Origin of the sequence: Gemmiger sp. (assembly GCF_036306485.1) — a bacterium.
In the GTDB taxonomy this organism is placed as follows: Bacteria; Bacillota; Clostridia; order Oscillospirales; family Ruminococcaceae; genus Gemmiger.
The window spans coordinates 107,830-133,553 of sequence record NZ_JAXJZK010000014.1 but is presented as its reverse complement, the minus strand read 5'-3'; the positions used below and the strand labels follow the sequence as shown (position 1 = coordinate 133,553).

General features: G+C 61.2%; 20 protein-coding genes and 1 pseudogene. 3 read left to right on the top strand and 18 right to left on the bottom strand.

Going from position 1 to position 25,724, the window contains the following annotated elements; genetic code table 11:
* Positions 1 to 51 precede the first annotated feature (51 nt).
* The 18 genes and pseudogenes from U0L91_RS02300 to rfbF form a co-directional block, all read right to left on the bottom strand.
* Positions 52 to 1,992, bottom strand: coding sequence for a hypothetical protein (locus U0L91_RS02300; RefSeq protein WP_330044545.1), 1,941 nt, complete (start codon positions 1,990 to 1,992; stop codon positions 52 to 54).
* A gap of 269 nt (positions 1,993 to 2,261) precedes the next feature.
* The gene (gene rffA / locus U0L91_RS02295) at positions 2,262 to 3,404 is read right to left on the bottom strand and encodes a dTDP-4-amino-4,6-dideoxygalactose transaminase (protein ID WP_330044544.1); all 1,143 of its coding nucleotides are present in this window, start codon (positions 3,402 to 3,404) and stop codon (positions 2,262 to 2,264) included.
* Positions 3,405 to 3,426: 22 nt separating this feature from the next.
* The gene (locus tag U0L91_RS02290) at positions 3,427 to 4,422 is read right to left on the bottom strand and encodes a glycosyltransferase family 2 protein (protein WP_330044543.1); all 996 of its coding nucleotides are present in this window, start codon (positions 4,420 to 4,422) and stop codon (positions 3,427 to 3,429) included.
* Positions 4,415 to 5,356, bottom strand: a complete 942-nt coding sequence (locus tag U0L91_RS02285; protein WP_330044541.1) for an NAD-dependent epimerase/dehydratase family protein — start codon at positions 5,354 to 5,356, stop codon at positions 4,415 to 4,417. The genes U0L91_RS02290 and U0L91_RS02285 overlap by 8 nt, the downstream gene beginning before the upstream one ends.
* The gene (locus U0L91_RS02280; protein WP_330044540.1) at positions 5,357 to 7,201 is read right to left on the bottom strand and encodes a thiamine pyrophosphate-binding protein; all 1,845 of its coding nucleotides are present in this window, start codon (positions 7,199 to 7,201) and stop codon (positions 5,357 to 5,359) included.
* Complete coding sequence (locus U0L91_RS02275; RefSeq protein ID WP_330044538.1) at positions 7,198 to 8,940, bottom strand: hypothetical protein; 1,743 nt, start codon at positions 8,938 to 8,940, stop codon at positions 7,198 to 7,200. The genes U0L91_RS02280 and U0L91_RS02275 overlap by 4 nt, the downstream gene beginning before the upstream one ends.
* Positions 8,937 to 11,000 (bottom strand): hypothetical protein, encoded by a 2,064-nt coding sequence (locus U0L91_RS02270; protein ID WP_330044536.1) that lies wholly within the window; start codon positions 10,998 to 11,000, stop codon positions 8,937 to 8,939. Before U0L91_RS02270 ends, U0L91_RS02275 begins: the two co-directional genes overlap by 4 nt.
* Positions 10,993 to 12,360 carry a lipopolysaccharide biosynthesis protein RfbH gene (rfbH, locus tag U0L91_RS02265; protein ID WP_330044535.1) on the bottom strand — a complete coding sequence of 456 codons (1,368 nt, stop codon included), beginning with the start codon at positions 12,358 to 12,360 and terminating at the stop codon, positions 10,993 to 10,995. The genes U0L91_RS02270 and rfbH overlap by 8 nt, the downstream gene beginning before the upstream one ends.
* 23 nt (positions 12,361 to 12,383) lie before the next feature.
* Positions 12,384 to 13,910 (bottom strand): glycosyltransferase, encoded by a 1,527-nt coding sequence (locus U0L91_RS02260; protein ID WP_330044533.1) that lies wholly within the window; start codon positions 13,908 to 13,910, stop codon positions 12,384 to 12,386.
* A 2-nt stretch (positions 13,911 to 13,912) separates the two neighbouring features.
* Positions 13,913 to 14,965 (bottom strand): glycosyltransferase family A protein, encoded by a 1,053-nt coding sequence (locus tag U0L91_RS02255; protein WP_330044531.1) that lies wholly within the window; start codon positions 14,963 to 14,965, stop codon positions 13,913 to 13,915.
* A 26-nt stretch (positions 14,966 to 14,991) separates the two neighbouring features.
* Positions 14,992 to 16,146: a UDP-galactopyranose mutase gene (glf, locus tag U0L91_RS02250; protein WP_330044729.1), complete on the bottom strand. Its 1,155-nt coding sequence runs from the start codon at positions 16,144 to 16,146 to the stop codon at positions 14,992 to 14,994.
* A 21-nt stretch (positions 16,147 to 16,167) separates the two neighbouring features.
* Positions 16,168 to 17,445: pseudogene (locus tag U0L91_RS02245) on the bottom strand (ABC transporter ATP-binding protein); the annotation flags it as partial.
* Positions 17,445 to 18,227: an ABC transporter permease gene (locus U0L91_RS02240; RefSeq protein WP_330044530.1), complete on the bottom strand. Its 783-nt coding sequence runs from the start codon at positions 18,225 to 18,227 to the stop codon at positions 17,445 to 17,447. The gene U0L91_RS02240 and the pseudogene U0L91_RS02245, both read right to left, overlap by 1 nt.
* Entirely contained in the window at positions 18,199 to 19,134 is a 936-nt protein-coding gene (locus U0L91_RS02235; protein ID WP_330044528.1) for a glycosyltransferase family 2 protein, read from the bottom strand. Before U0L91_RS02235 ends, U0L91_RS02240 begins: the two co-directional genes overlap by 29 nt.
* A gap of 13 nt (positions 19,135 to 19,147) precedes the next feature.
* The gene (locus U0L91_RS02230) at positions 19,148 to 19,879 is read right to left on the bottom strand and encodes a DUF4422 domain-containing protein (protein WP_330044527.1); all 732 of its coding nucleotides are present in this window, start codon (positions 19,877 to 19,879) and stop codon (positions 19,148 to 19,150) included.
* A gap of 6 nt (positions 19,880 to 19,885) precedes the next feature.
* Positions 19,886 to 20,914 carry a glycosyltransferase family 8 protein gene (locus tag U0L91_RS02225; RefSeq protein ID WP_330044525.1) on the bottom strand — a complete coding sequence of 343 codons (1,029 nt, stop codon included), beginning with the start codon at positions 20,912 to 20,914 and terminating at the stop codon, positions 19,886 to 19,888.
* 192 nt (positions 20,915 to 21,106) lie between these two features.
* Entirely contained in the window at positions 21,107 to 22,183 is a 1,077-nt protein-coding gene (rfbG, locus tag U0L91_RS02220; RefSeq protein ID WP_330044523.1) for a CDP-glucose 4,6-dehydratase, read from the bottom strand.
* Positions 22,183 to 22,959 (bottom strand): glucose-1-phosphate cytidylyltransferase, encoded by a 777-nt coding sequence (gene rfbF, locus U0L91_RS02215; protein ID WP_330044521.1) that lies wholly within the window; start codon positions 22,957 to 22,959, stop codon positions 22,183 to 22,185. Before rfbF ends, rfbG begins: the two co-directional genes overlap by 1 nt.
* A 205-nt stretch (positions 22,960 to 23,164) precedes the next feature.
* On the opposite strand from rfbF, the gene U0L91_RS02210 reads away from it, so the two are divergent.
* From U0L91_RS02210 to U0L91_RS02200, 3 genes are read left to right on the top strand one after another with little or no spacing between them, the layout of a single operon-like run.
* Entirely contained in the window at positions 23,165 to 23,965 is an 801-nt protein-coding gene (locus U0L91_RS02210; RefSeq protein WP_330044519.1) for an ABC transporter permease, read from the top strand.
* A 12-nt stretch (positions 23,966 to 23,977) separates the two neighbouring features.
* Positions 23,978 to 24,724, top strand: coding sequence for an ABC transporter ATP-binding protein (locus U0L91_RS02205; protein WP_330044517.1), 747 nt, complete (start codon positions 23,978 to 23,980; stop codon positions 24,722 to 24,724).
* Positions 24,721 to 25,701 (top strand): glycosyltransferase family 2 protein, encoded by a 981-nt coding sequence (locus U0L91_RS02200; protein ID WP_330044515.1) that lies wholly within the window; start codon positions 24,721 to 24,723, stop codon positions 25,699 to 25,701. The genes U0L91_RS02205 and U0L91_RS02200 overlap by 4 nt, the downstream gene beginning before the upstream one ends.
* Positions 25,702 to 25,724 lie beyond the last annotated feature (23 nt).

The following is a 25,724-nucleotide window of genomic DNA, read 5'->3' as shown; positions in this document are numbered from 1 at the left end:
ATTCTGTATGCGATGGAAGCGCCGCCGGTGTGAAGCAGCTTTCTCTATCGTTCAGGACTGCATGGCACCGGTGACGGGATCAAAGTAGTGCGAGACCCCGTCAATGACGGCTTCCCCTTTGGCCATGGTTCCATACTGGGGATCAAAATAGTAGGTTCCGTTTTCCGTGGTCTGCCAGCCCTTGACCATGTGGCCGTTCTCATCGTAACGGACCCATTTGCCGGTTCCGTCCGGACGGTCCGCCCACTGGCCGGCCTCGGATTCCTGGTAAACATCCTTGCTGACCGCTTTCTTTCCTTCATCAATGTTATCCAGCCAATACCAGGCGTCACTGGCGGGATCATAGATTTCCTTGCCACGGAAGTTGGCATCCTGCGGATCATAGCCCTGGCGGACCGCATTCTCATACCAGTATTCGTTCCCGTCAATCTCCACCCAGACTTTATTCGCACCGATGCCGGTTACCGGGTCAAAGTAACAGGCTTTCCCGTCAATGACGGCTTCGCCTTTGGCCATCGTTCCATAGACAGGGTCAAAATAGTAGAGTCCGCTGTCGGTGGTCTGCCAGCCCTTGACCATGTGACCGTTCTCATCGTAACGGACCCATTTGCCGGTTCCGTCCGGGCGATCCGCCCACTGACCGGCCTCGGATTCCTGGTACACGTCCTTGTTGACGGTCTTGGCGCCGCCCTGTGTCGCATCCAGCCAATACCAGGCATCCGTATCGGGGTCATGAATCTCTTTGCCACGGCCTTCGGTGCCCTGTTTCACGCCGTTTTCGTACCAGTACGGCACACCGTCTTCCATCACCCAGCCGTTTTGCAGTTCGCCGGTACTCTTGATCTGGAACTGAATCCTGCCCTGGATGGGCGCACCGGTCTCGGAATTCACGGCGTCTGTCGTATAAAGGTAGCTGACATCCGTGCTGTCGCTGATATTCTCGATGGTGCCGGTCTGTTCATTCCAGGTGGCACCATTGGTCAGCGTCACCTCGGAAATTTTCGACACTTCCAGCCCCGGGACCTGCTCCGGCAGGCAGAAGGACGTGCCGGCCATCTCAATGACTTTTATCGGATAGACAGAGCTGTCGACGTTGGGCAGCTGGTGGCTGCCTTCCAACGCCACGGCCAGTGCGTCATGTTTCAGTCCCGTCAAGGTCACACCGGAATCTGCACCGAGATCCTGCAGCTTGGGATTGTGGGTGAGGTCGAGGAACAGGATGTTGGTATCGTAACACCACAGTGCTTCAAGGTTCGGGTTGTGGCTCAGATCCAGAGAGCTGATCTCGGATTCCCAGCAGACCAGGGATTTGAGAGCCGGGCATCCGCTCAGGTCCACCGAGGTCATATTGCTGCGATTGCAGGCAAATTTGGTCAGGTATTCCTTCTGTCCCAGGTTGACTTCCACGAGGGCCAGGCTCCAGCCGGTTTCGAGATCCTCGAGCTTGTCATTCTGGCTGACGTCCACTCTGGCAATTCCGGTGGACCAGCATTCCAGCTTCACCAGATTTTTATTGTGGCTCACATCGAGTTCTGTCAGATCGGTAGCAACACAATTCAATTCCCGCAGATCCGGATTGTTGCTGACATCCAGACTGGAAATGTCGGTTCCCCGGCAATTCAGGTACTGGAGTTTTGTATTCTTGCTGACATCCAGACTCGTGATTTTTTCCCCTGTGAAAGAGTTCTCACAATCCAGAGACTGCAGATTGGAGAAGAATTCAATTCCCTGCAGTGATGTACTCCCGCTGAAGAATGCGATATCCAGTTGGGTAATGGCATCAATTTCTTCTGCCGACAGGACCAGGTCATCATTCCGATCAAAATGCTTCTGGATATATTCCCGGAATACTTCATCCGGGAAGTTGGTCTCGTTCAGTTCCACGGGACCCGAAGCCGTCTGGGCGGCTGCCTGGGTGGCCAGCATGGTTCCGAACAGGCATGCAACCGTAAAGCCCAGGATCAGTGTGCGGGAGCAGTTCGTTTTTTTCATCATCTAATCTCCTTTTCTCGATTTTCTGTAGTCTGTGTCTTGGCTATCACACTCCTGTCGCTGTCAGATGGTGGGATTTTGGATCGTCACTGCGGGGCCGGAAAAGGCAGAAACCATCCTATTTTTTCAATTATATCATCGCTCCCCACTTCATTTCATTGAAGAATGTTAATTGGAGAAAAAAATCCGCTGATCCCACCGTCAAAAAAAGCCCCGGACACACAATCGGTGTCCGGGGCTTTGGAGAATTCCGGTGTAAAAAAGTTCCGTTATGCCTGGTAGTTGAAGAAGGATTTGATGGTATCCACCACATAGTCGATGTCCTCATCGGTCAGACCGTAGTAGAGCGGCAGACGGGCCAGTCGGTTGCTCTCCTTGGTGGTATAGACATCCTCCCCGTCAAAGCGACCGTATTTGAGGCCGGCGGGGGCGCTGTGCAGCGGCACATAATGGAAGACCGAGGACACGCCGTGAACCTTGAGGTAGGCAATGAAAGCCGTGCGCTGACCGAGGTCACGCAGTTTGATGTAGAACAGGTGCCCGTTATGGACGCAGCCTTCCGGCACGGTGGGCAGTTCCAGCAGTCCGGCCTGTGCCAGCGGGGTCAGCGCCGTATAGTACCGGTTCCAGCTGCGGGTACGGTCCGCGCTGATCTTGTCGGCCTGTTCGAGCTGCGCCCAGAGATAGGCGGCGTTCAAGTCGCTGGGCAGGTAGCTGGAACCGTAGGAGACCCAGGTATACTTGTCCACCTGGCCGCGGAGGAAACTGGCGCGGTTGGTGCCCTTTTCCCGCAGGATCTCGGCCTTGGTGATGTACTCGGGATCACGGATGACCAGGGCGCCGCCCTCCCCCATCGAGAAGTTCTTGGTCTCATGGAAAGAATAGCATCCGAAATCGCCGATGGTTCCGAGTGCCCGGCCTTTATAGCTGCTCATGACGCCCTGGGCCGCATCCTCGACGACCATCAGGTGATGGCGGCGGGCAATCTCCATGATGGTATCCATCTCGCAGGCCACGCCGGCGTAGTGCATGACGCAGATCGCCTTGGTTTTTTCGGTGATGGCGGGCTCGATCTTGGTCTCATCAATATTCATCGTGTCGGGGCGGATGTCCACAAAGACCAGTCTGGCACCGGCCAGGACAAACGCCGTGGCACTGGAAGAGAAGGTATAGCTGGGCAGGATCACCTCATCCCCCGGCTCAAAGCCGCACATCAGCGCCGCCATTTCCAGCGCCGTGGTGCCGCTTGTGGTCAGAAGAACCTTGGGGGCATGGAACCGCTGTTCCATCCAGGCGTCGCAGCGCCGGGTAAACGGCCCGTCGCCGCAGATCTTGTTGTTGGCCATCGCCTGGCGCATATATTCCAGCTCGGTCCCGACCTGAGGGGGTACGTTAAAGGGGATCGTTTTCATCTAAGATTCACACTCTTCTCACTCATAAAGTTACTGTTTCGGTCTCGGATTCCTCGGACGGCGCGGCCGATTCGGGGAAATTGAGACGTTCTTCTTCCACCACAAGCGGGCGGTTCATGATGCGGGTATTCATCGCCATGACATACTCGCCCAGAAAGCCCAGGAAAACCAGCTGCACACCGCCCATGAAAAAAACCGCAATCATCGTGGGGGCATAGCCGGCCGAAAAGCTGTTCCAGGCGACCAGTTTGGCCACCAGGAAAAACAATCCGAACAGAAAGCTGAGCGCGGCCACCAGGAATCCGAAGAATTCCGCCATCCGCATTCCGACTTTGGTATAGCTTGTGAAGCTCAGCATTGCGGCATCAAACAGGCTGTACCAGTTGTTGTGGGTTTTGCCGGCACGGCGGCGGGGCTGCTCGTACTCGATCTCGCTGCGCTCGGGGCCGAGTTCCGCGACAATGCCGCGGATAAACGGAGTGGGATCGTGAAGATCCCGCAGCGTCTGGAGGAAACTCTGGTCATACAGCCCGAAGCCGGTGAACTGCTCGATGAATTCCACGGTGCTCATCTTGCGCAGGATCTTATAGTACAGGCCCCGCAGCGAGTAGACAATCGGATTTTCCCGGCTGCGGGTCTTGCGGCCGATGACGATCTTGTATCCTTTTTCCCACTCGGCAATGAAGCGGGGGATCATCTCGACCGGGTCCTGGAAGTCCGCACAGAGGGTGATGCAGCAGTCCCCCGAGGTGTGGATCATACCGTAATAGGGACTGTTGAACTGCCCGAAATTCTTGCAGTTGAAGATGGCGCGGACGTGGGAATCCGCAGCGCAGATCTGCCGGATCAGTTCCCGGGTCCGGTCCCGGCTCTTGTTGTCAATAAAGAGGATCTCATAGTCATACGCCGGGCAGGACCGGAGAAGTTCCTCCCTCACGGCGGTGTAAATTGCGCAGACATTGGCCTCCTCGTTGTAGGTCGGGATCATGACAGAGATTTTCTTTTTGCGTTCAGACATGGTTTTCTTTCCTCAGCCAGCAGACGGTCTCGGCAATGCCGTGTTCAAAATCGGTCTGCGGCACAAAGCCGGTATCGTGTTGCAGGGCGGTCAGGTCCGCCTGCAGGAACATGACCTGACCGGGCGGGTACGGAATCCGGCCGAACCCGAGCGGCAGGGCGGGGTCAACGGCATCGCGGAGCGTTTCGACGTACCAGCGCAGCGGATGCACCGTCCCACTGCCGAGCGGATAGACCGCGCCGTCCCGGCCAAACCGGGCGGCCAGCAGGAAGGCCCGGGCAGCGTCGGCGGCATACAGGTAATCCCACTGCTGCTCCCCTGCCGTCAGGGCCGGGCATTCCTTATGCAGCAGTGCCCGGCCGGCGGACGAAATCAGCGTGTTCGGGCCGTCGTGCGGTCCATAGACCGAGAGGACCCGCAGCCAGATCTGGCCGAGTCCCAGGCGGTGTGCCTCGGCGCGGGTCATCTGGCCTGCACAGAGCTTGGCCATTCCGTAACCGGTTTCGGGAAACGTCGGGGTATCGGTGCCAAGCGGCACCGCGCTACGCCCGTACTCCGCCTGGCTGCCCGCACCCACAAAGAGCCGGCAGCCCAACGCCGCCGCAGACCGGACTGCCTGCAGGGCGGCGCGGACATTGTCCAGCTGGGCCGGCATATCGTTGCGGCCGGCGCCGGTGGTATGGGCCCAGGCCAGATGAAAAAACACATCCGCCGGGGCGGGAATGCGGTCGGGCAATGCATCAAACTCCGACGCATCGCAGAAAACCGGATGCAGCCGGGGATGCCGCGGCAATGACGCGGCGCGGGGCGAGCCGGGGCGGCACACCGCATAGACGGTGCAGCCCTCTGTCAGCAGCAGGCGGCAGAGCGCCGTGCCGATGGCACCGGTGGGGCCCGTAACCACGGTGGTGCGGATCAGACGTTCAGGTTTCATTTATTGCTCCGGTAGCAGCGGGATGAACATATTGCGCTGGAGTTCCTCCCGCGGAAGGAAGGGGGCCAGATCCTCCAGCGGCGGGCTGACAATCCTTCCGTCCGGCAGGCGTCTGGCACTGCTCTTGGGTTCCCAGACCTGATCGGTGTCGGTGAAGATCTCACAGAAAACCGGTCCTTCGGCCGCCAGGGCGGCATCCACGGCCTGTTTCATGCCGGCATTGTCGGAGGCCGAAAAGTAGGGATACCCGAACGCCGCGGCCAGCTTGCCGTAATCCGGGAAGGAAAGGTCCCCGCTCTCCGGTCCGATGCCCACCTTGGCGCGGTCCCGGAACAGGTTGCGCTGGGTCAGCCGGATGGAGTGATACCCACGGTTGTTGATGACAAACAGTTTGATGGGCAGGCGGTTGGTCAGCACCGTCTGCAATTCCTGCAGGTTCATCATCAGTGAGCCGTCCCCTTCGAGGCAGACGGTGGGGCGGCGTCCCGACGCAATGCACAGGCCGATGGCCGCCGGCAGACCATAGCCCATACTGGCAATGGCGCTGTTGATGATGAAGCGTGTTCCCTGCCGGATGCGGTAAGCCTGATGACCGACCACGCAGCAGGCGCCGTTGGAGACAGCGGTCAGGCTGTCGGGCGGGAGGCTGTCGCTGAGATACCGAACGAACGCATAGACGTTGGCGCCCTGCGGGCTCCCTGCCCAGTGGCGCGGCAGTGTGACGGGATAGCGCTGTTTCCAGTCCCGGCAGGCTGCAAGCCACTCTTTACTATTAAACAGTGGCCCGGTGTGATTGTCAAGTGCCGCTCCCAGCTTTTCCAAAAAGATCCTGGCATCGGCCCAGACGGGCAGATCCACATGGAGGGTGGGTTTGCGCAGCTCGGCCCGGTCAATGTCCACCATGATGACCCTGGCAGCCCGGGCCCAGGAAGCGAAATCGTAGCCGGTCTGGCGGATGGAGATCCGTGTTCCGATGGCCAGCACAAGATCGGCGTTCTGCACCGCGAAATTGCCGGCGCGGTCCCCCATATTGCCGCCGCGGCCCACATAGAGCGGGTCGTCATCCTCGATCAGGTCGATGGAATTCCAGTAGGTCACGACCGGAACACCGAGCCGCGGAACCAGGCGGCGGAAGGCCGGATACCCGCCGGAAAGCCGGATGCCGCCGCCGGCGTAGAGCACGGGGCGCCGGGCCTTGCGCACGGCCTCGAGAACGGTCCCGATGGTCTCGTCAGAGATCGTCGGCGGCAAAATGGCGTCATCCTCAGCCGGATCATAACCGGGCAGCCGGTCGGGGTCCACCTGGCAACCCTGGAAATTGACTGGGATGTCCAGCCAGACGGGGCCGGGCCGGCCTGTGACGGCCAGATGCCAGGCACGTTCCAGATGGTACCGGATTGTGGCGGGGTCCTCGATCATGACGGCATATTTGGTCATCGGCGCCACCGAGCGGACGATGTCATACTCCTGGTCACCGACAGCCCGCAGCGGCAGGCCGTCGGTAAAGCGCATGGCATAGCGGGCCGTGGTGTCGTACCGGACCTGACCGGACAGCACGAACATCGGGATGGAATCCAGCCAGGCCCCCGCCACCCCGGTGAGGGCATTGAGGCCGCCGGGGCCGGTGGTGACGCAGAGCACCGCCATCCGGTTGTCCAGCCGGGCATACGCTTCGGCTGCCATCGCGCAGGCCTGTTCATGGTGCTGATAGGTCACATGGAGCGCCGGATGGTGGCCCAGCGCGTCATTGAGGTGCATTGCCCCGCCGCCCACGACGGAAAACACATCGGTGACACCGCGGGCAGCCAGAAAATCCGCAACATAATCGGCCAGTCTCTGTTTCATGATGTGGTCTTGCCTCCGTTTCCGGGTACTTCTTCGGGAAGGCGCCGGACCGCCGTATAGTAGGTCAGTTCGGTGCCATGGCCGTCCGTGCACCGGAAAGACCGGATTTCCTTATAAAAGGTCTGCATGGCCTGCTGCATCTCGGCGTTGGCATCCTCCTGACCGGGAACCTCGATAAAGACCGCTGTGTCCCGCAGCGAGAAGATCTCATACCGGCGGCGGAAATAGTTGGCGCTGCCCAGGTTGACCAGATTGAGCCGCACCGTGTTGGGCGAACCGACCGCGCTGTACTGCTGCCAGATCAGGTTCCAGCCGCACAGGTCGGGGTCCAGGTCCAAAGCGTTGCGGACATTCCACTGACCGGCCAGGATCAGGTCCTGGCTGCCGTCATAGTCGGTCTCCTTCAGGATGCGCTTGAGGCACTCCTGCAAGCCGCTGTCCTGGCCGATGCAGGCGTGGAGCGGTGCCGCGGCGGCAGGCTGTGCATCGGGCAGCACGGCCTGCATCACCGGGTCGGTCACCCAAAAGGTCTGCACCGCACACAGAACCGCCAGGAGGGTGCAGAGAACCGCCGTCAGTCGTTTGTGGGGAAGTGCCGTCAGCACTGTGACGGCGATCACCGCCGCCAGCAGCTGAGGCACCGCATCCGCCGGGTGGTCTTTGGCCGTCAGTGCGGCCAGAACCGCCGCGACGCCCCAGGCCGCACAGGGAACGGCAGGCCAGGAAACGCGGCGGATTGTGCCGTACACTGCCCCGGCAGCCCCGACGGCAAGGAAAAGCCAGGTGAATTCCGACCCGAGCACCCGCGGCAGCCATTCGGCCGGGCCGGCAAGGGAAAGTTCCGGCAGATCCCGCACCGCCGCGGCCGCGCAGGCTGCCGCACTGAGCAGGGCGGCGACTGCACCGGCAGGATGTTCTTTCCGGCGCAGCATCCCGGACAGGCCGGACGCCGCCAGCACGAGGAACGCCCCCGCCGCAGGCAGGCCCGACCCGGTGCATCCGAAACAGAGCAGCAAATCGAGGGCGCCGAGCACAAGCCAGAGCCTGCGCTGCCAGGCCCAGACGGCCAGAATCAGCAGTGCGCCGGGCACAAAGGCGGCCTGCTGGGTTCCGGCCTGCCCCGCAAAGAGCGGCACGGCCAACACGGCCAGCGCACCGGTCAGCGCCGGGGCCCGGCCGGCCGTCTGCAGCAGGTCATACACGGCAAAGACTGCCAGCGCCGAGAGCGCCACCTGGAAAATCCAGCTGCTGGCAAAGCGTCCGGAGAAGAAGAACTCCGCCACAGCGGCCAGGGAGTTGAGGGCCCAGGCTGCCCCGCTGCCGGCAAAATAGTGGGTCCAGAACGGCCCGTCGAACCGGAAATTGTTGGTCATATAGTACCAGTCATGGTAGGCGTTTTCGGCAGTCTGACCCACCGGGACAACGCCCCGCATCGGCCAGCGCAGCGCCGCACAGGCGGCGAACAGCAGCAGATACGGCCACAGCCTGGAGGCTGATGCCCGCAGGGAAACCGGGCGGCGCAGTCCCCGGGTTAGGAGCCAGACGAGAACCGCCATGACGAACCCGGCCTGCAGCGCAAACAGCGCCAGCAGGGCCGGCGTGGGAATCCAGGCGCCGATGCGGCAGCTGACCGCCACACCGCCCAGGAAGAACAGCCAGAGCGGCAGCAGCACGGCCGCGGCCTGCAAGAGCCAGCCGGGGCGGGCGGCGGTTGAATTGTCGGTGAGGTTGCTGGTCATGATGTTTCCTCGGTTCCTTCCTCGGTGGTCAGTTCATCGGGCGGCAGTTCGGCGGCTTCCTCGGCGTCGGCAAAGGATTCCAGTCCCCTGGCCCGGGTTCCGGGATAGGCCGCTCCCACCAGCAGGTTGCCGTCGGTGTCCAGCACGCGGATTCCGCTGAGGGAAAAATACAGGTCGCGGCCATAGCTGGTGCCGTCATACTTTTCGCGGTCGGAGGTGAAGGCCACCCAGTTGGAACCTGCCTTGAGGGTGACCGGCACCTCGACGACCTGATACTGCTCTTCGATCCGGTAATCGGTCGGGCCGTTGTTTTCCACATTGACCGTCAGGGTGAACGGTTCGCTCAGGTCCTCTACGTTGCCGGCCCGGAATTGCAGCACCACATCCATATCGTCCCGGACATAGACCGTGATGCCGGAAATCTGTTTGCACCAGCGGAAGGTTTCCTCGGGGGCGCCGGCCTCGTCGGCATACTCTTCCCAGTCATAAAAGCCCACATCGTAAGCGATGGTCGCCTTGCTGTCCAGCCGGGAAAGATATTTGAAAAAGACCGAGCTGGGATAGGTGCCCGACACAAAGTTGCCGGCGCTGTCGCGGTGGGCGAGCGTTTTCATGTAATCGTTTTCAAGGGCCGGGTTGCCGTGGACGGCCGCCTGCAGAATGGCCCGGTTGATTTCCAGTGCCGGCGTACAGGCACCGATGAGCAGTGCCGCCGTCAGGGCAGCGTAGCGCAGTCTGGCGCCGCGGCGAAGCGTTGTCCAGCGGCCGAAATCCCCCACGATGACCTCGGCGCTCCAGACCATCAGGATGAAGATGGCGGGAATGGAGGCCCGCATACAGAAATCGCGGGAACTGCCGATGACAAACCGCGGAATGACCAGCAGCGAGACAAGGATGCCGTAGAACAGCGGTTCACGGCGGTGCCGCCCCCACAGCAGGATCAGGTAGATGCCCGCATCCAGCAGCAGGAACAGCAGCTCGTAGGGGGTAAGGTAGCCGAACAGCGTCTGCAGCAGGGAGTCCGCCTGCGAGGTGGTTTTGCCGAGCGATTCAAAGGCCGGGTTGGTGAGGAAATAGAGTCCCAGCGCCGGGAAGATACAGAGCAGCAGGATCAGGTTGGGCGGCGAGAAGGTCTGCCGCAGTGCCTGTCCGAGCCGATGGGCACGAGCGCTGGAAACCAGGCGGCCGGCTTCCCGGACGATCATGCAGATGACCAGCCCGACGAACGGGAAGGGTCCGCAGCAGATGCAGCAGATGCCCAGGATCAGGTAATTGCGGGCATCCTGCTCAAACAGGAAGCAGAGCACCGTCAGCCAGGGCACAATGACCTGATTGAACACCCAGTAGACGCAGGTGGTCATCGAGCTGTACTGGTCGCCGTTGACCGTCCACCATTCCAGGTGGTAGGCTGCGCCGGACAGCACATATTGCAGCCGGCCGGTGCAGAGTGCGCCGACAATATCCAGCCCGCTGAAAAATACAAAGACCAGCACGGCCAGCAGTTTTTTGCGGGGGGTGGCGGCCCGCAGGTAGATCATCAGCAGCACCACCGTCAGGAACAGTCCCAGCGAGGTCCAGACCCAGAGGGCGTTTTTGCCGGCGATCCAGGCAATCTCGCTGCTGCCGGTCAGCCAGCCGGCCACCTTGCCGACGAGGGCGGGCGGCATCCAGAAGCCGATATAATAGGTAATGGTGCTGCCGGTTTCGGGATAGACCACCGGCCAGCGGTAATTGATCAGGTCATGGAAAATCGCATTGCGCCACGGCCAGTCACTGTTCTGGTACAGAAAGCCGTTCATGCCGCCCAGGAAGGTCCAGAGCAACACGGTGCCTGCGATGAGCAGCAGGGAGACCGGAGAGAACGGCACGGCCCGCCGGTGCATCAGGTCGGCGTTGGGTTTGCGCAGGGCCCACCAGGCAGCGAACCCCAGCAGGAACAAAGCCGGCAATGCCGCGTACCAGCGCAGCAATGCCAGCAGGAAAACAACCACCGGCAGCAGCATATAGGCAAAGGCCCACCGGCTGACTTTCTGATAATCCAGCTGAATTGTTTTACCCATTCCGTTCCCGTCCGTTTGCGAGGCCCACGGCCTCGAGAATGCTTTGTGCCATATAGTCCAGCATGGCATCGGTCATACCGGGATAGACGCCCACCCAGAACGTGTCCCGCATGATGCGGTCGGTGACTTCCAGAGAGCCGACCACCCGGTAGGCATCGCTGCCACGGATGCCGTCAAAGCAGGGATGACGGATCAGGTTGCCCGAGAAGAGCAGCCGGGTCTGGATGTTTCTGGCTTCCAGGAAGCGGGTGATGGCATTGCGGTCCAGTCCGCTCTCCGGCCGGACCGTGAGCAGGAAGCCGAACCAGGAGGGGTTGCTGTTGGCGGCGGCCTCGGGCAGGATCAGCCGGTCGGCGGCGGGTTGGAGTGCCCGGCGCAGCCGCTCCCAGTTGCGGCGCCGGCTTGCGGCAAAGTCGGGCAGCTTGCGCAGCTGCTCGCAGCCGACGGCAGCCTGCAGGTCGGTCAGTTTGAGGTTGAAGCCGAGATGGCTGTAGACATATTTGTGGTCATAGCCGCGGGGTAGTTCCCCGAACTGGCCGTCAAAGCGGTGGCCGCAGAGGTTGTCCCGGCCGGAGGGACAGACGCAGTCCCGGCCCCAGTCCCGGAAGCTCTTGATCATCCGGTCCAGCAGCGGGTCGTTGGTATAGACGCAGCCGCCCTCCCCCATCGTCATATGGTGGGGCGGATAGAAGCTGGAGGTGCCGATGTCGCCCCAGGTGCCGGTATAGCGGGTGACACCATCCATTGTATATTCCGAGCCCAGCGCATCACAGTTGTCCTCGATGAGCCAGAGCCCGTGGTCCCGGCAGAAGGAGCGCACCGCGGCAATGTCAAAGGGGTTGCCCAGCGTATGGGCGATCATGACCGCCTTGGTCCGGGGTGAGAGTGCGGCCTCGAGCCGGCTGACATCGAGATTGTACTGCGGAATTGTCACATCCACAAAGACCGGGACCGCACCGTACTGCAGAACCGGCGTGACGGTGGTCGGGAAGGCACAGGCCACCGTGATGACCTCGTCCCCGGGACGGATGCGCCGCTCACCGAGTTCCGGCGCCGTGAGTGCCATGAACGCCACCAGATTGGCCGAGGAGCCGGAGTTGACCAGGTTGGCGTACCGCACCCCCAGCCACCGGGCAAAAGAGTCCTCAAAGGACCGGGCAAAGCGGCCGGTGGTGAGCCAGAAGTCCAGCATGGCATCGGTCAGGGCGCACATTTCCCGCTCGTCGTAGACACGGGCCGCGTAGTTGATGCGGTCGCCGGGCCGGAACTCCTTCCGGTCCTCCTTGAACTGATGGTAGTAGCGGGCCACCAGGGCCTTGATCTCCTCCCGGGCCTGCTGCTCGGAATTCCAGTTTGCCATTACTGTTCCCCTTCCTGCCGCGGTCACTTGAGTGCCAGTTTTCTGAGCCGTCGCATGGCCGCCGCGTCGCGGTTCCTGGCCTCGGGCCGCGGACGCCGCATCCAGCGGACCAGCGACGGCCAGCCCATATACAGGGCCAGGTAGTATTTCATATCGTCAAAGGATGCGCCGTAGCGCAGGATATACGCGCCTTCCCAGAACCGGAAGTTGGAGCGCACATCCGCCTTGGCCCGCAGGCAGTATTCCCGCAGGAATTCCGGGCGGATCTTTTCCAGCGCATAGCGGTGGGTATGGATCTTGACCACCTGCAGATTGTCCAGCTGTTTGCGGTCGGTGGAGCGGCGCAGGAAATCATCCAGATACCGGAAGATCGGAAAATGCACATAGAGCCGCTCATCATCGGCCGAGACATCCTGTCCGGGCCGGGCCAGACGGTAATAATACAGATATTCCGGCACCGCGGCCACGCTGCGCGCCTTGGACAGCACCTCGATCTGGAAGGGCAGGTCATCGAAGCGGCGCAGATCGGTATAAAAGCCGATGCCGTTGCGGGTGAGCAGGTCCCGCAGATAAATCCCGCGCCAGATCGCGATGCGCAGGTTGGAGATCAGCTCGTTGATGCGGTCGGAATTGCTCGTTCCCTCGCTGTACACGCCGCCAAGCATATCGGGGATGTCCCGGGTGCCGCCGGTGCTCTCGTACAGTTCACGGTAGCCGCAGTAGCACACCTCATAGCTGCCGGTCAGCGCACGGCCGAGCAGCTTGCGGTACATGCTCGGGTCGATATAGTCATCGGGGTCCACAAAACCCACATACCGGCCGCGGGCGTTTTCCAGGCCGTACTGCCGCGCCGAGGCGCAGCCGCCGTTGGGTTTCTGCAGCAGCCGGACGCGGGGGTCCTTCTCCGCATAGCGGCGGATGATGTCGGCGCAGTTGTCGGGGGAGCCATCGTCCACGAAGAGGTATTCCACAAACGGGGCCTGCCAGGCCAGCACCGACTCGACGCACTGCGGCAGGTAATCGGCGACTTTGTACATCGGGAAAATGACGCTGAGCTCGATGTCGCTGTCCTCCCGGCGGGTCCAGTCCAGGCACTCCCCGCCGTGCTGTGCCGACAGCAGGTACATCTGGCCGACATTGGCGCGCCATGCCTGCCAGAGCGTGAAGGCCTCGGTGCGGCAGCCGCCCAGGCTGCCCACCAGGAAGGCGGGATGCAGCGCCGTGAGTTCCATCAGCCGGTCACCGGAATCCGGTTCATCAAAGACCAGGGCATAGCCGGGATCGGCGGGCTGATAGGCAAGGACCTGCTCCCAGTCGGCCAGCGAGATGGCGGCGGGCATCCGTCCGTCGTCGCGGCAGCGGCAGATGTCCAGCATCTCCCGGGCCGCGGTCTGCATGGCCGGGGTGGGCAGAAAGATCGTCAGGCGTTCCAAGCTGGTCTGGCAGCAGAGTTCCCGCACCAGGCCGAGATCGCTGCCGGTGCCGAGGATCAGAAGCACTTCCCGGATCTGCGGCCGGGAAGCCAGAAACAGGATCATCTGTTGATTCATCTTCAATGCCTCCTCAGTCGTTCCAGTCGATGGAAATTGCGTTCAAAGAAATCCACCACATGGGCGTTTTCCAGCAGGTGATACAGTCCGGGGCGGCGCAGGAAACTCAGGAACAGCCGGGTATCGGCGGAGGGACGCCGCTGCCGCAGATAGGCCCGCAGATAATGTCCGGGAATACCGCCGAACATCCCGTGCAGGCTGCGGACCAGTTCGGTGCGCACCTTGGGCTGCGAGACATAGACCGACCAGCGGATGAAGTCCATCATCATCTGCAGGATATAGGAAATCTCGGTTTCGGTCCACTGGTTTTCCATCGCGTAGAGCAGCGCCGTGGAAAAGACCGGCACAATATCCAGCCGCGCCGTGCTGGACAGCGAGGTAATCTGGTTGCCCGAGTTGATCCGGTAGAAGAATCCTGCCTGCTCGACCATGATGCAGCGGCGGGCCAGATGGAACAGATAGAAATGCGGGAAAACATCCTCCCACTTGACGCCTTCGGGGAAGGCGAAATGGTTCCGGCGCAGGAATTCGGTGTTCCAGACCGAGCGGTTGACGCTGGCTTCCAGCGCATACATATCGGGGCATTCCGCCGGGCTGGTCACGGTGCGTCCCTCAAAAATCCGGGCGAGGCGGTCATTGTCGCTCCACTCCGAGAAGGTGCGGGTGGCCATATCGAAGACCGTGGGCGCCGTAAAGACGATGTCCACCTCCTCGGTCTGCGCAAGCAGGGCCCGCTCGACGTTTTCGATGGCGCGGGGTTTGAGCCAGTCGTCGCTGTCCAGGAATTCCAGATACGGGGTTTTGACCAGGCGCATGCCGGTATTGCGCGCCGCGCCCAGCCCCGCATTGGGCTGTTCCACATAGGTGAAATGTTCGGGGTCCCGCTCGGCGTAGCGCCGTGCGATGGCACCGCTGCCGTCGCGCGAACCGTCGTTGACGAGAATGACCTGGAAGTTGCGGGTGCTCTGGTTGACCAGGCTGTCCAGGCATTCCTCCAGATACCGCTCCACATTATAGATCGGCACCACGACGGTAATGAGCATAGGATTCGACATCTTCTCAGCTCCTCACAGATTTCTGTTTATCCCAGCAGGTCCTCGGCCTTCTGCAGGGCCGCTTCGATGACCTGATCCATATCGTAGTAGGTGTAGCTTCCCAGTCTGCCGCCGAAAACCACCGTGGATTCCTGCTCCGCAAGAGCCCGGTACTGCCGGTACAGGGCATCGTTGGTCTCGTCGTTGATGGGATAATAGGGTTCCTGGCCGGGTTTCCACTCGGCGCTGTATTCACGGCTGATCACCGTGCGCGCCTGGGTGCCCCCGGTAAAGTGCTTGTGCTCGATGATCCGGGTGTAGGGCGTGTCGGCATCGGTATAGTTGACCACCGCATTGCCCTGGAAGTTCTCCTGATCCAGCACCTCGGTCTCGAACCGGACGCTGCGGTACTGCAGCGCGCCGAGCCGGTACCCGAAATAGGCATCGATGGGACCGGTATAGATGACCACGTCGGCCAGTGCATCCAGCGCAGCCTTGTCCTGCAGGTAATCCACGCCGAGACGCACTTCGGTGCCGTTGAGCATGGCTGCGACCATCGCCGTATACCCGTCCACCGGAATGCCCTGATACCGGGCATTGAAATAGTTGTTGTCGTAGGTCAGCCGGACCGGAAGCCGCCGGATGATGAAGGCCGGCAGCTCGGTGCAGGGGCGGCCCCACTGCTTTTCGGTATAGTGCTTGATGAGCTTTTCATACAGGTCGGTGCCCACCAGGCTGATGGCCTGCTCCTCGAGGTTGCGCGGATCGGTGATGCCGGCCGCGCGGCGCTGCTCGTCGATCCTGGCCCGCGCCTGTTCCGGCGTGGTGACCCCCCACATCCGGTTGAAGGTGTTCATATTGAAGGGCAGATCAAAGATCTCCCCTTTATAATTGGCCACCGGCGAGTTGGTGAAACGGTTGAACTCGGCAAACCGTCCCACATAATCCCACACCTGTTTGCTGTTGGTATGGAAGATGTGGGCGCCGTAGCGGTGGACGTCGATGCCCTCCACCTTCTCGGTATAGACATTGCCCGCAATGTGGGGGCGTCTGTCGATGACCAGGCACCGTTTGCCGGCATCCTTGGCCTGACGTGCAAACACCGCACCGTACAGGCCCGCACCGACGATGAGGTAATCGTAGGGGCGGGAGGAGCTGCGGCTCACCGTGCGGGCATGTTCGGCATTCCAGAGGTGGGGCATCGTGATGAGCCCTTCCTCGCCGCGCCAGGGGGCGGTGACCTCGATGCGCAGCAGTTTCTTGAGCTGATCCTGCACGCGGCCCTCGCTGTCCAGGATGCTGAAGCTCAAAAAGTAACAGCCTGCCAGCAGCGGCAGTTCCTTGATCTCGCAGCTTGTCTCGTATTCGCCGTCATCGTCGGCCGGCGTGCGCACCAGACGGCCGGTGCGGTAATACAGCACGCCGTTGTCGTCGGTGATGGCAAAGAAGATCCGCGCCTCGTGTTTTTCTTCTCCGTGCGCCTCGGCGGGTTCCAGCGCCCTGGCATCGGGACGGTACCGGAACCGGAAGGTCAGCGAGGAGCCGGTCTCAAAGCGCTGGGTCTCGTTCCCATCGGCGCCGAGCAGCGAAATCCCGGTAAACCGCAGCCCGAGCAGACCGCTGCGGCGGGCATCGGTTTCGCTGTGCTCGTTGACGGCACGGCAGGCCTCCCGGCTGCAGAGCGTTTCACGGTACTGTTCCGCCGGGGTCTTCTCTTCCCTGCCCTCGGTCTGGGCCTTTTCAAAGTTTTCGCGGTCAATGCGGCGCTCGCCCATATCCTCCAGATAGTGGGCACAGACCTTGGCCACCGCGCCTTCCTCCCGGATCAGGCCGTCGGCAATCCAGATGGCACGGTCGCAGATTGCCTCAACCTGTCCCATCGAGTGCGAGACAATGACAATGGTGACGCCCTTTTGCCGCAGCGACTGCAGCTTTTCAAAGCATTTGGCCTGGAAGGCCGCATCGCCCACCGCGAGGATCTCGTCAATGAGCAGGATGTCGGCATCCACATTGATGGCCACCGCAAAGGCCAGGCGCATATACATGCCCGACGAGTAGGTGCGCACCGGGTTGTCAATGAAATCCTCGAGTTCGGAGAAGCGGATGATCTCCTCCATGCGGCGGTCCACCTCCCGGCGCTTGATGCCGAAGATGGAGGCGTTGATGTAGACGTTTTCCCGGCCGGTCATGTCGGGATGGAAGCCGGCGCCCAGCTCGATGAGGCTGGAGACGCGGCCGCGCATATCAATGGTGCCCTTGTCGGGGCGGAGAATCTTGGTCAGCAGTTTGAGGGTGGTGCTCTTGCCGCAGCCGTTGCGGCCGATCAGCGCGATCGCTTCGCCCCGGCGGACGTTGAAGCTGATGCCGCGCAGCACCGGGCGTTTCTGGATCTTGTTGCGGTTGTGGAAGATGACCGCATCCTTGAGCTGGTGCGAGGCTTCGAGATGAACGCGGAAGGTCTTTTCGACGTTGCGTACTTCAATGGCGTTTTCGGGTTTCATTACAGTTCCTCCGCGAAATGACGTTCCAGCCGGATAAAGACCAGTTCCCCGATCACCAGCAGCGCCACGGCCACCACCGCACTCTGCCACAGGGAACCGGCTGCCGGGAAAGTCTTGTAGTACAGCACCTGATGATAGCAGTCAATGATGGGGGTCATGGGATTCAGACGGATCAGCCAGGCCAGCGAGGGCGGCACGATGTCGATGTCATACATGATGGGGGTCAGCCAGACCCAGGCCATCGTGATGACGCCGGTCATGTACTCCACATCCCGGAAATAGACATCCACCGCGGCCAGGATCAGCGAAAGGCCCAGGGCAAAGGTGTACTCGATCAAAAAGAGGATGGGCAGCCAGCAGAGCATGAGCAGCGGCCGGAACCCGAACCCCGAAACCAGGATGATGACGAACGCCACCAGATAACTGAGCAGGAAATTGACAAACCGGCTGGTGACGGTGGAAATCACAAGGACTTCGCGCGGGAAGTAGATCTTTTTGACCATATCGGCCTGGGCAAACACGCAGCCGGCGCCCTGGCAGATGGATTCATTGAAGAAGTTCCAGGGCATCATGCCGACGATCAGGTAGATATAGTAATGATCCAGGTTGGATTTGTAGATCATCGAAAAGACCAGGATATAGACGATGATCTGGCACAGCGGGTTGATGAAGTTCCACAAAAAGCCCATGAAGGACCCCTTGTAGCGTCCGCGCAGGTCGCGGTGGACCAGTCCCGCCACCATGTCGCGGTACTCATAAATTTCTTTCAGACGGCTGAGCATAACGGATCGGTTCTCCTTGTGTTGGATTGGCGGGGGATTCCAGCTTCTGCACGCGGGGGGCAAAGGACAGTCCGCTGCGGACGCCCTGCCACAGAACGGCAAGGCGGCGGGCCTTGCGGTCAGACACCAGCAGAATCCGCACGGCGTCCCCCAGGGCACGCCAGGCATAATACCCCAGGGACAGCACACCGGTGCGTCGGGATATGTACAGTTCGTTGCGGTATTTGTAACGGTAACGGTCAATGCGGTCGGCATCGTCCCGCACCAGGTCGGAACCATGGTTGGAGGCGGTCTTGTGGACGGCCACGCTCTGCGCTGCATAGTAGCAGGGCCAGCGCCGGCTGATGCGGTCGGTGTATTCCTGGTCATCGCCCCAGATGAAGAACTCGGCGATGGGCAGGCCCACCTGTTCCACGACCCGCCAGGGAATGAGCAGCGAGACAAAGGTCGCCTTGCGCAGGCGGGGCAGGCCGTATTCCTCCCCGCCGGCAAAGAGCGGTACGTTCATCCGGCAGGGAGTTCCGTCCGTCCAGAGCACCCGTCCGGCCAAAAAGCCGTACTCCCCCACCCGCCCGGCGGCCTGCAGCAGCTCTGCCAGGGCGTCGGGGGCACAGACGGTATCATCGTCCATCAGCCAGACGGCGTCGGGGGAAAATGCGGCAGCGCAGCGGATGCCCCAGGCATAGCCCCCCGCCCCACCGAGGTTGGACGGCGTGCGGAACGGATGAACCCGGTCATCCGCCGCGGCGAACGACTGCGCTACGGCGGGCGTGTCGTCGGTGCTGTGGTTGTCCACCAGCACGACGGCAGCCGGGGCCACGGTCTGGCGCAGCACGGCGGACAGACATTCCCGCAGCAGGGCACTGCGGTTGTAGGTCACAATGATGATGACGATTCGGGCAGGCATGGGATTCCTCCGGTTACCAGGGCGTGCGGTCAATCCGCTCGGTGTTGACGGACAGGCTGACGGCGGTACGCAGGCCGTTGGCCCGGGCCCACACATCGGGCATCCGCTCGCCGAGCATCCCCATGGCGCGGTCCATCGGGGCGTCGGGACAGCGGGCGCGGATTCTGCGCTCGGTCTCGCGCAGGACCGCAAACAGCCAGGCGGCATACCGGTCGGCCAGGGGTTTGGGGGCAATGAACATATTGAGCAGGTGGACCGTGTGCCCCTGCATCACCCGGTCAAACGCATCCGCGTAGGCCGGCCCCTGCTCCGCAACGACCTGACGCAGCACCGCCAGATTGGCAGCGCTCTGGGTCTGCTCGAACTGTCGGCCCACCCCCTGCGCAAAAAAGGTCGGATTGTGCAGAATCCAGTCATGGTTCTTCAGCAGGCGGCGGATCGTCTCTTCGGTGAGAAAATCCCCCACGGCACCGCTGACCAGGTTGCGCAGTTTGCCCCGCGGTGTGACGAAATAACGGCGGTAATGGCACAGGCCCACGATGTCCTCGGTGCTGTTTTTCCACATCCAGTACAGGGCCGTCAGCTCATTGTAGGTGGGGTTGTCCGCCGAGATGGTGTCCCCGGTATCGTCGCCGGGCCAGCCGATGGGTTCGTGCAGCGCCGCACCGACCTGAAGGGGGCTGTAAAAGGAAGGCAGTCCGGGCGGCAGATCGAACCGCCGGTGAGCAGCGATATAGACTTTCATCGGGGTTCACATCCAGTCGTTGTTTTTTCCCTGTTCAGAATCCCGCCAGCAGCGGTTGATGAAGGCATCATAGGCGATCTTGAAGATCAGCAGGAAGAGCCACCGGGGCAGGAAGCGGTACATCCACCGTTCGAGCCGGAACACAAGGCCGCTCTGGGACGCCGGAACCCGCTCATATTCCGCCCAGGGCGAGAGTGCCAGATAGGTGTCGAAGATTTCCCGGTCGGGATGAAGGGTATCCGCATGCCAGGGGAACTCCCCGAGAAAGCGGAAAAAATGGTGAATGACCGGGCTCCGGGATGCGGCCCGGAGCTGGTCCGCGGTGTAGTAGTTCTTTGGCCGGAACAGCAGCCCGTAGAGCGTCGGGCCGCAGACGGTGTGGATGGGCTGAAAATTGTATTCGGGCGGCAGCAGCGCAATCTGGCCGTGAAGCACCACGTTGAGCAGGTCCTGGTCGGGGGCCATATAGTGTGCACGGACATGGCGGACATGCTCGACGATCCGGTCGGTGCAGTTCATCTGCCGCCAGCGGCGGACATCAAACAGAATGACCCCGGCGTTGAAATAGCTGTCCCCCGGCTGCAGCCCGATCAGCCGCGCATGGCGCCGGCCCAGAGAGTCGTAGGCCATGGCCACCGGCTGGCCGTTCATCGGCCAGGTCAGCAGCGGGGCCAGGCTGCCGGTGATGAGGGTGTCCGAGTCGATATAGAGAATCCGGTCGGGCTGGTCCTGCCGGAGCAGTTCCGGCAGAAACATCTTGAAGTTGGAGGCATAGGAGCCGCGGTAGTCCGGAATGCCCATCTGCTGCATCCGGCGCACCAGGGCCGCCGTGTCCACAAACCGGATGGCGCGCTCATACCGGCGCACCATGCCGAGAAACCGGTCCTTGGTTGCGTCGGTCAGATGTTCCCCGAGGACATAGACGCAGATCTCCTCCAGGTCGCGGTTGTTCCGGAACAGCGAGACCATCGAGGTGCCCGCAAACGGGGCATACCCCTCGTCAAACTGATACAAAACATTCAGCCGTTGCGCCATACGTTTCCTGCCTTACTCCTTGTCCGTTGTGTCTTTGGCCGGAGGACCGGCCGCGGATTCGGGTCCAAATCATAATATTATACCATTTCCGACGGAAAGTGTAAACCGTTGCATCTGTCAGAAATTCCTGATTTTATCCTTGTACAAGAAAGGGACGGCGACATTCCCATCCGGTCTGTCCCGCCCTTGTCATCATCCTTCAAAATATGCGCGGATCTCCCGGTCCATCTCGTCGCAGAGGTCGCCGCCGGCCAGCCAGATTCTGGAAAACCGGACCGTCTGTTCCATGGCGGTCTCCATATTCCAGCGGGGTTCCCAGCCAAGGCGGTCACGGATTTTGCCGCAGTCCAGTTTGAGGAAGTTGGCCTCATGCGGGGCGTTGGGCTCTGCGGCGGATTCCCACGCGGCATCCTCCCCCCACAGGCGGCAGAACAGCGTGACCAGTGCGCCGGTGGTCAGGCAGTCGGCGTCCCGCGGGCCCACATTGTAGGCCCCTGCCAGGGTGGGGTCGTCGTACTGGAGCTTTGCCAGCAGCAGATAGGCGGAAAGCGGTTCCAGCACATGCTGATAGGGCCGGACCGAACCGGGATTGCGCACCCGGATGGTCTGGCGGCGGGCCGCTGCGCGCAGGCAGTCCGGCACAATGCGGTCGGCGGCAAAATCTCCGCCGCCGATCACGTTGCCGGCCCGGGCCGTCGAGACCGCCGTGCTGCCGAAAAAGCTCTGGCGGTAACTGTGCACAGCCAGCTCGGCACAGCTCTTGGAATTGGAATAGGGATCGCGTCCGTCCAGAGGTTCTTCCTCCCGGTAGCCGCGGGCCTGTTCGCGGTTTTCATAGACCTTGTCGGTGGTGACGAACACCGCCGAGCGCGGCGGGCCGCCGGGGGCGGTGCGCATACATTCCAGCAGGTTCACCGTTCCCATGACGTTGGTCTCGTAAGTCGAGCGCGGGGTACGGTAGCTTTCCCGCACAAGCGGCTGGGCCGCCATGTGAAAGACAATCTCGGGCTCTGCTTCCCGGTAGGCGGCCGACAGCTGCTCCCAGGAGCGGATGTCTCCCCGCACGTCCCGGATGCGCCCGGTCAGGCCGGCACGGTCATACAGGCAGGGGTGCGTCGGCGGGTCCAGCGCATAGCCGGTCACCTCGGCGCCCGCTCCGGCCAGAATCCGGCAGAGCCAGCTCCCTTTGAAGCCGGTATGCCCCGTGACAAAGACACGGCGCCCGCGGTAAAAGTCCAGCAGACCGCTCAGAGTTTTGTATTGCGCCATCAGTCGTTCCACACTTTCCAGGGGGCGTTGCCGGCGCTCCACAGCGCTTCCAGCTGGCGTTTGTCCCGCACGTTGTCCATACATTTCCAGAACCCGTCGTGTTCCCGGCTCTGCAGTTCCCCGCGGGCGGCCAGGGTTTCCAGCGGCTGCTTTTCCAGCACCGTGCTGTCGCCGTCAATCACATCAAAGATACCGCTGTTGCACACCATGAAGCCGATGTTGATCAGGCTGCCGTCCAGATCCTGCTTTTCGCGGAAGCCGGTCACCCGGCCGCCGTCATCCACATCCAGCACGCCGTACTGCTGCCCGACATTGTAGCTGGAGATCGTCACCGTCCGGCCGCACTGCCGGTGGTAGCGCTCGAGTTCCCGCAGGTCAATGTCCGAGACACCGTCGCCGTAGGTCAGCATAAACGGTTCCTCCCCCACATAGCGCTGGATACGCTTGATCCGGCCGCCCGTCATGGTATCCCGCCCGGTATCCACCACGGTGACGTTCCAGGGTTCGGAGTAGCTGTTGAGCACCGTCATCGTGTTGGTCTTGAGGTCAAAGGAGACATCGGCATTGTGCAGATAATAGTCAAAGAAATACTGTTTGATGACCTCCTGCTTGTATCCGGCACAGATGATGAAATCCGTATAGCCGTAATGGGCATAACCCTTCATGATGTGCCACAAAATAGGTTTGCCGCCGATTTCGACCATGGGTTTGGGCTTCAGCTGGCTTTCCTCGCTGATGCGCGTGCCGTACCCGCCGGCCAGAATCACCGTCTTCATGTTCGTCCGCCTTTACTTTTTGGTAGTATCCTTATATTAGATCATTCTAACATGTTCCTACCAGAGGCGCAAGGCTTTGAAATTAAGATTTACAAAACACCGGTTTTTTACAATGAATTGCATTTTGTGCGCCGGTATTGTATAATGTGGAAAATATGCGCCTCTGCGGGCGCCGCCAGTAACTACAACAGGGAGGACCCTTTTCATGGCAGAATCGATGCAGTATTCCGCACAGCGAGCCTGGACACACCTGAAAAAGTACCGCCCGCTGATCAACGAGCTGGTCAGCCGCGACCTGAAGGTCAAATACCGCCGCAGTTTTCTGGGCTACATCTGGAGCATCCTCAACCCGCTGCTCATGATGCTGCTGCAGAGCCTGATTTTCTCGTATATGTTCCGCAACGACATTCCGAATTTCCCGCTCTACCTCATCTGCGGCAACACGCTGTTCACCTTCTTCAACGAATCCACCAACATGGGCATGACTTCGGTCATCCAGAACGCCTCGCTCATCAAGAAGGTCTATATTCCCAAATTCATCTTCCCGCTCAGCCGTGTGGTGTCCTGCTTTGTCACCACACTGTTCAGCTGCGGGGCCGTTCTGCTGGTCATGGTACTGACCCGCTCGACCTTCTACTGGACGATCTTCCTGTGCTGGATGCCGCTGGTGCTGATGTTTCTGTTCTGCAGCGGCATGGCGCTGCTGCTCTCGGCGCTGGCGGTGTATTTCCGCGATATGATGCACCTGTACAGCATTCTGGTCATGGGCTGGATGTACGCCACTCCGCTGTTTTATCCGCTTTCCGCCCTGCCGGCCGCCCTGCAGAAGCTCATGAAGCTCAATCCGCTGTACCACTATATCAACCTGTTCCGCAACCTGGTGATGTACGGCAACATTCCCGGGCCCAACACCTGGTTTGCCTGCACGGCCTGTGCACTGGTTTCGATGGCGGCGGGCCTGCTGGTCTTCCGCAAACTGCAGAAAAACTTTATCCTGTACATCTAAAAGGGGTGCCCTATGGACGAGATCATTCGGGTCAATGACGTTTCGATGCGCTTCAATCTGGCGCAGGAGAAAACCGAGACCCTCAAGGAATATACCGTCAAGCTGCTGACCCACAAGCTGTTTTTCAATGAATTTTTCGCGCTGAAGCATGTCTCCTTCAACGTGCACCGCGGAGAGTCGGTGGCGCTGATCGGCCGCAACGGCAGCGGCAAGAGCACGATGCTCAAGGTCATCGCCGGCGTGATGTACCCTTCTTCGGGCAATGTCCGGGTCAACGGCGAGATTGCCCCGCTGATCGAGCTGGGCGCCGGGTTTGACATGGATCTGACCGCGCGGGAAAATGTGTTTCTCAACGGCGCCGTGCTGGGCCACGACCGGGACTATATGATGGAACACTTTGACCGCATCATTGATTTTGCCGAACTGCGCGATTTCGTGGATGTTCCGGTCAAGAATTTCTCCAGCGGCATGATTGCCCGGCTGGGCTTTTCCATCGCTACCGAGGTCCAGGCGGACATTCTGGTGTGCGACGAGGTGCTGGCCGTGGGCGACTTCATGTTCCAGCAGAAATGCCACCGCCGCATGGAAGAGATGCTTTCCGGCGGCACCACGCTTCTTTTTGTCAGCCATGACATCAACCAGGTGCAGGAGCTCTGTCAGCGTGCCGTCTGGCTGGATCACGGCAATCTGCGGGCGGACGGTCCTTCGCGGGAAGTCTGTGCCGAGTATGTTGAAGCGATGAAAGCCGGTCAGGCATGATGGAAAAGCTGCTGACCGTCTCGGTGGCCGCCTACAACGGGGCAGACACCCTGGCCCGGGCGCTGGAATCCTGTCTGGTGCCGGACTGCGGGCTGCTGGATGTGGTGATCGTGGACGACGGCTCCACCGATGACACCGCCGAGCTGGCCCGGCAATGGACACAGCGCCACCCCGAGTGTTTCCGCCTGATCCGCAAGGACAACGGCGGCTACGGCACCACGCTGAACACCGCGCTGCCTGCCGCCCGGGGCCGTTTTTTCCGCACACTGGACTGTGATGACTGGTTTGACCGCGGCGCGCTGCAGACCCTGCTGCACCAGCTGCAGGACTGCGAGGCCGATGCGGTGTTCACCGATTACCGCACGGTATCCCCCGAAGGACCGCTGCGCCGCTACGATGTCTGCGGCCGGTTTGCCCCTGAGCGTCTGTATTCCCTGGACGAGACCGGCCCGGAGCTGTGCCTGGAAATGCACGCCCTGACCTTCCGCACCGATCTGCTGCGCAGCGCCTGGCGGGAACTGCCGGACCATTGCAGCTACACCGACATGGCGTACACCTTTTTTGGCATGAGTGCGGTACAGCGGGTCTGTTTCTGCCCGGTGGTCCTCTACCAGTACTGGCAGGGCCGCGAGGGGCAGAGTGTGAGCATGGACAGCTACCGCCGCCACACCGCGGATTACATCCGGGTGGCCCGGATGCTGCTGGATGCGGCGGAACCGCTGGCCGGGGATTCGGCCCGGGACCGGCTGCTGCAGCTGCGGGCGCGGGATGTTGCCCAGTACCTGATTGAGCTGTATCTGCGCTTTCCGCCCGGCAGCGATGTGGCCCGGGAACTGCGCCGTTATGATACCATGCTGTGCCGGGAATATCCCAATATTGCACAGCGGATGCAAAACAAAAACACCCGGCTGCTGCGCGCCGGACAATATCTGCCGTATCGGCTGCTCAGTGCCTGGGCGCGGAACAAACGGGCCTGAGTTTCGGGAAGAAAAAACGAGTT

Coding starts and splice junctions, on each gene's coding strand:
- U0L91_RS02300 (WP_330044545.1), bottom strand. CDS start 1,992: ATGAAAAAAACGAACTGCTCCCGCACACTGATCCTGGGCTTTACGGTT.
- rffA (WP_330044544.1), bottom strand. CDS start 3,404: ATGAAAACGATCCCCTTTAACGTACCCCCTCAGGTCGGGACCGAGCTG.
- U0L91_RS02290 (WP_330044543.1), bottom strand. CDS start 4,422: ATGTCTGAACGCAAAAAGAAAATCTCTGTCATGATCCCGACCTACAAC.
- U0L91_RS02285 (WP_330044541.1), bottom strand. CDS start 5,356: ATGAAACCTGAACGTCTGATCCGCACCACCGTGGTTACGGGCCCCACC.
- U0L91_RS02280 (WP_330044540.1), bottom strand. CDS start 7,201: ATGAAACAGAGACTGGCCGATTATGTTGCGGATTTTCTGGCTGCCCGC.
- U0L91_RS02275 (WP_330044538.1), bottom strand. CDS start 8,940: ATGACCAGCAACCTCACCGACAATTCAACCGCCGCCCGCCCCGGCTGG.
- U0L91_RS02270 (WP_330044536.1), bottom strand. CDS start 11,000: ATGGGTAAAACAATTCAGCTGGATTATCAGAAAGTCAGCCGGTGGGCC.
- rfbH (WP_330044535.1), bottom strand. CDS start 12,360: ATGGCAAACTGGAATTCCGAGCAGCAGGCCCGGGAGGAGATCAAGGCC.
- U0L91_RS02260 (WP_330044533.1), bottom strand. CDS start 13,910: ATGAATCAACAGATGATCCTGTTTCTGGCTTCCCGGCCGCAGATCCGG.
- U0L91_RS02255 (WP_330044531.1), bottom strand. CDS start 14,965: ATGTCGAATCCTATGCTCATTACCGTCGTGGTGCCGATCTATAATGTG.
- glf (WP_330044729.1), bottom strand. CDS start 16,146: ATGCCCCACCTCTGGAATGCCGAACATGCCCGCACGGTGAGCCGCAGC.
- U0L91_RS02240 (WP_330044530.1), bottom strand. CDS start 18,227: ATGCTCAGCCGTCTGAAAGAAATTTATGAGTACCGCGACATGGTGGCG.
- U0L91_RS02235 (WP_330044528.1), bottom strand. CDS start 19,134: ATGCCTGCCCGAATCGTCATCATCATTGTGACCTACAACCGCAGTGCC.
- U0L91_RS02230 (WP_330044527.1), bottom strand. CDS start 19,879: ATGAAAGTCTATATCGCTGCTCACCGGCGGTTCGATCTGCCGCCCGGA.
- U0L91_RS02225 (WP_330044525.1), bottom strand. CDS start 20,914: ATGGCGCAACGGCTGAATGTTTTGTATCAGTTTGACGAGGGGTATGCC.
- rfbG (WP_330044523.1), bottom strand. CDS start 22,183: ATGGCGCAATACAAAACTCTGAGCGGTCTGCTGGACTTTTACCGCGGG.
- rfbF (WP_330044521.1), bottom strand. CDS start 22,959: ATGAAGACGGTGATTCTGGCCGGCGGGTACGGCACGCGCATCAGCGAG.
- U0L91_RS02210 (WP_330044519.1), top strand. CDS start 23,165: ATGGCAGAATCGATGCAGTATTCCGCACAGCGAGCCTGGACACACCTG.
- U0L91_RS02205 (WP_330044517.1), top strand. CDS start 23,978: ATGGACGAGATCATTCGGGTCAATGACGTTTCGATGCGCTTCAATCTG.
- U0L91_RS02200 (WP_330044515.1), top strand. CDS start 24,721: ATGATGGAAAAGCTGCTGACCGTCTCGGTGGCCGCCTACAACGGGGCA.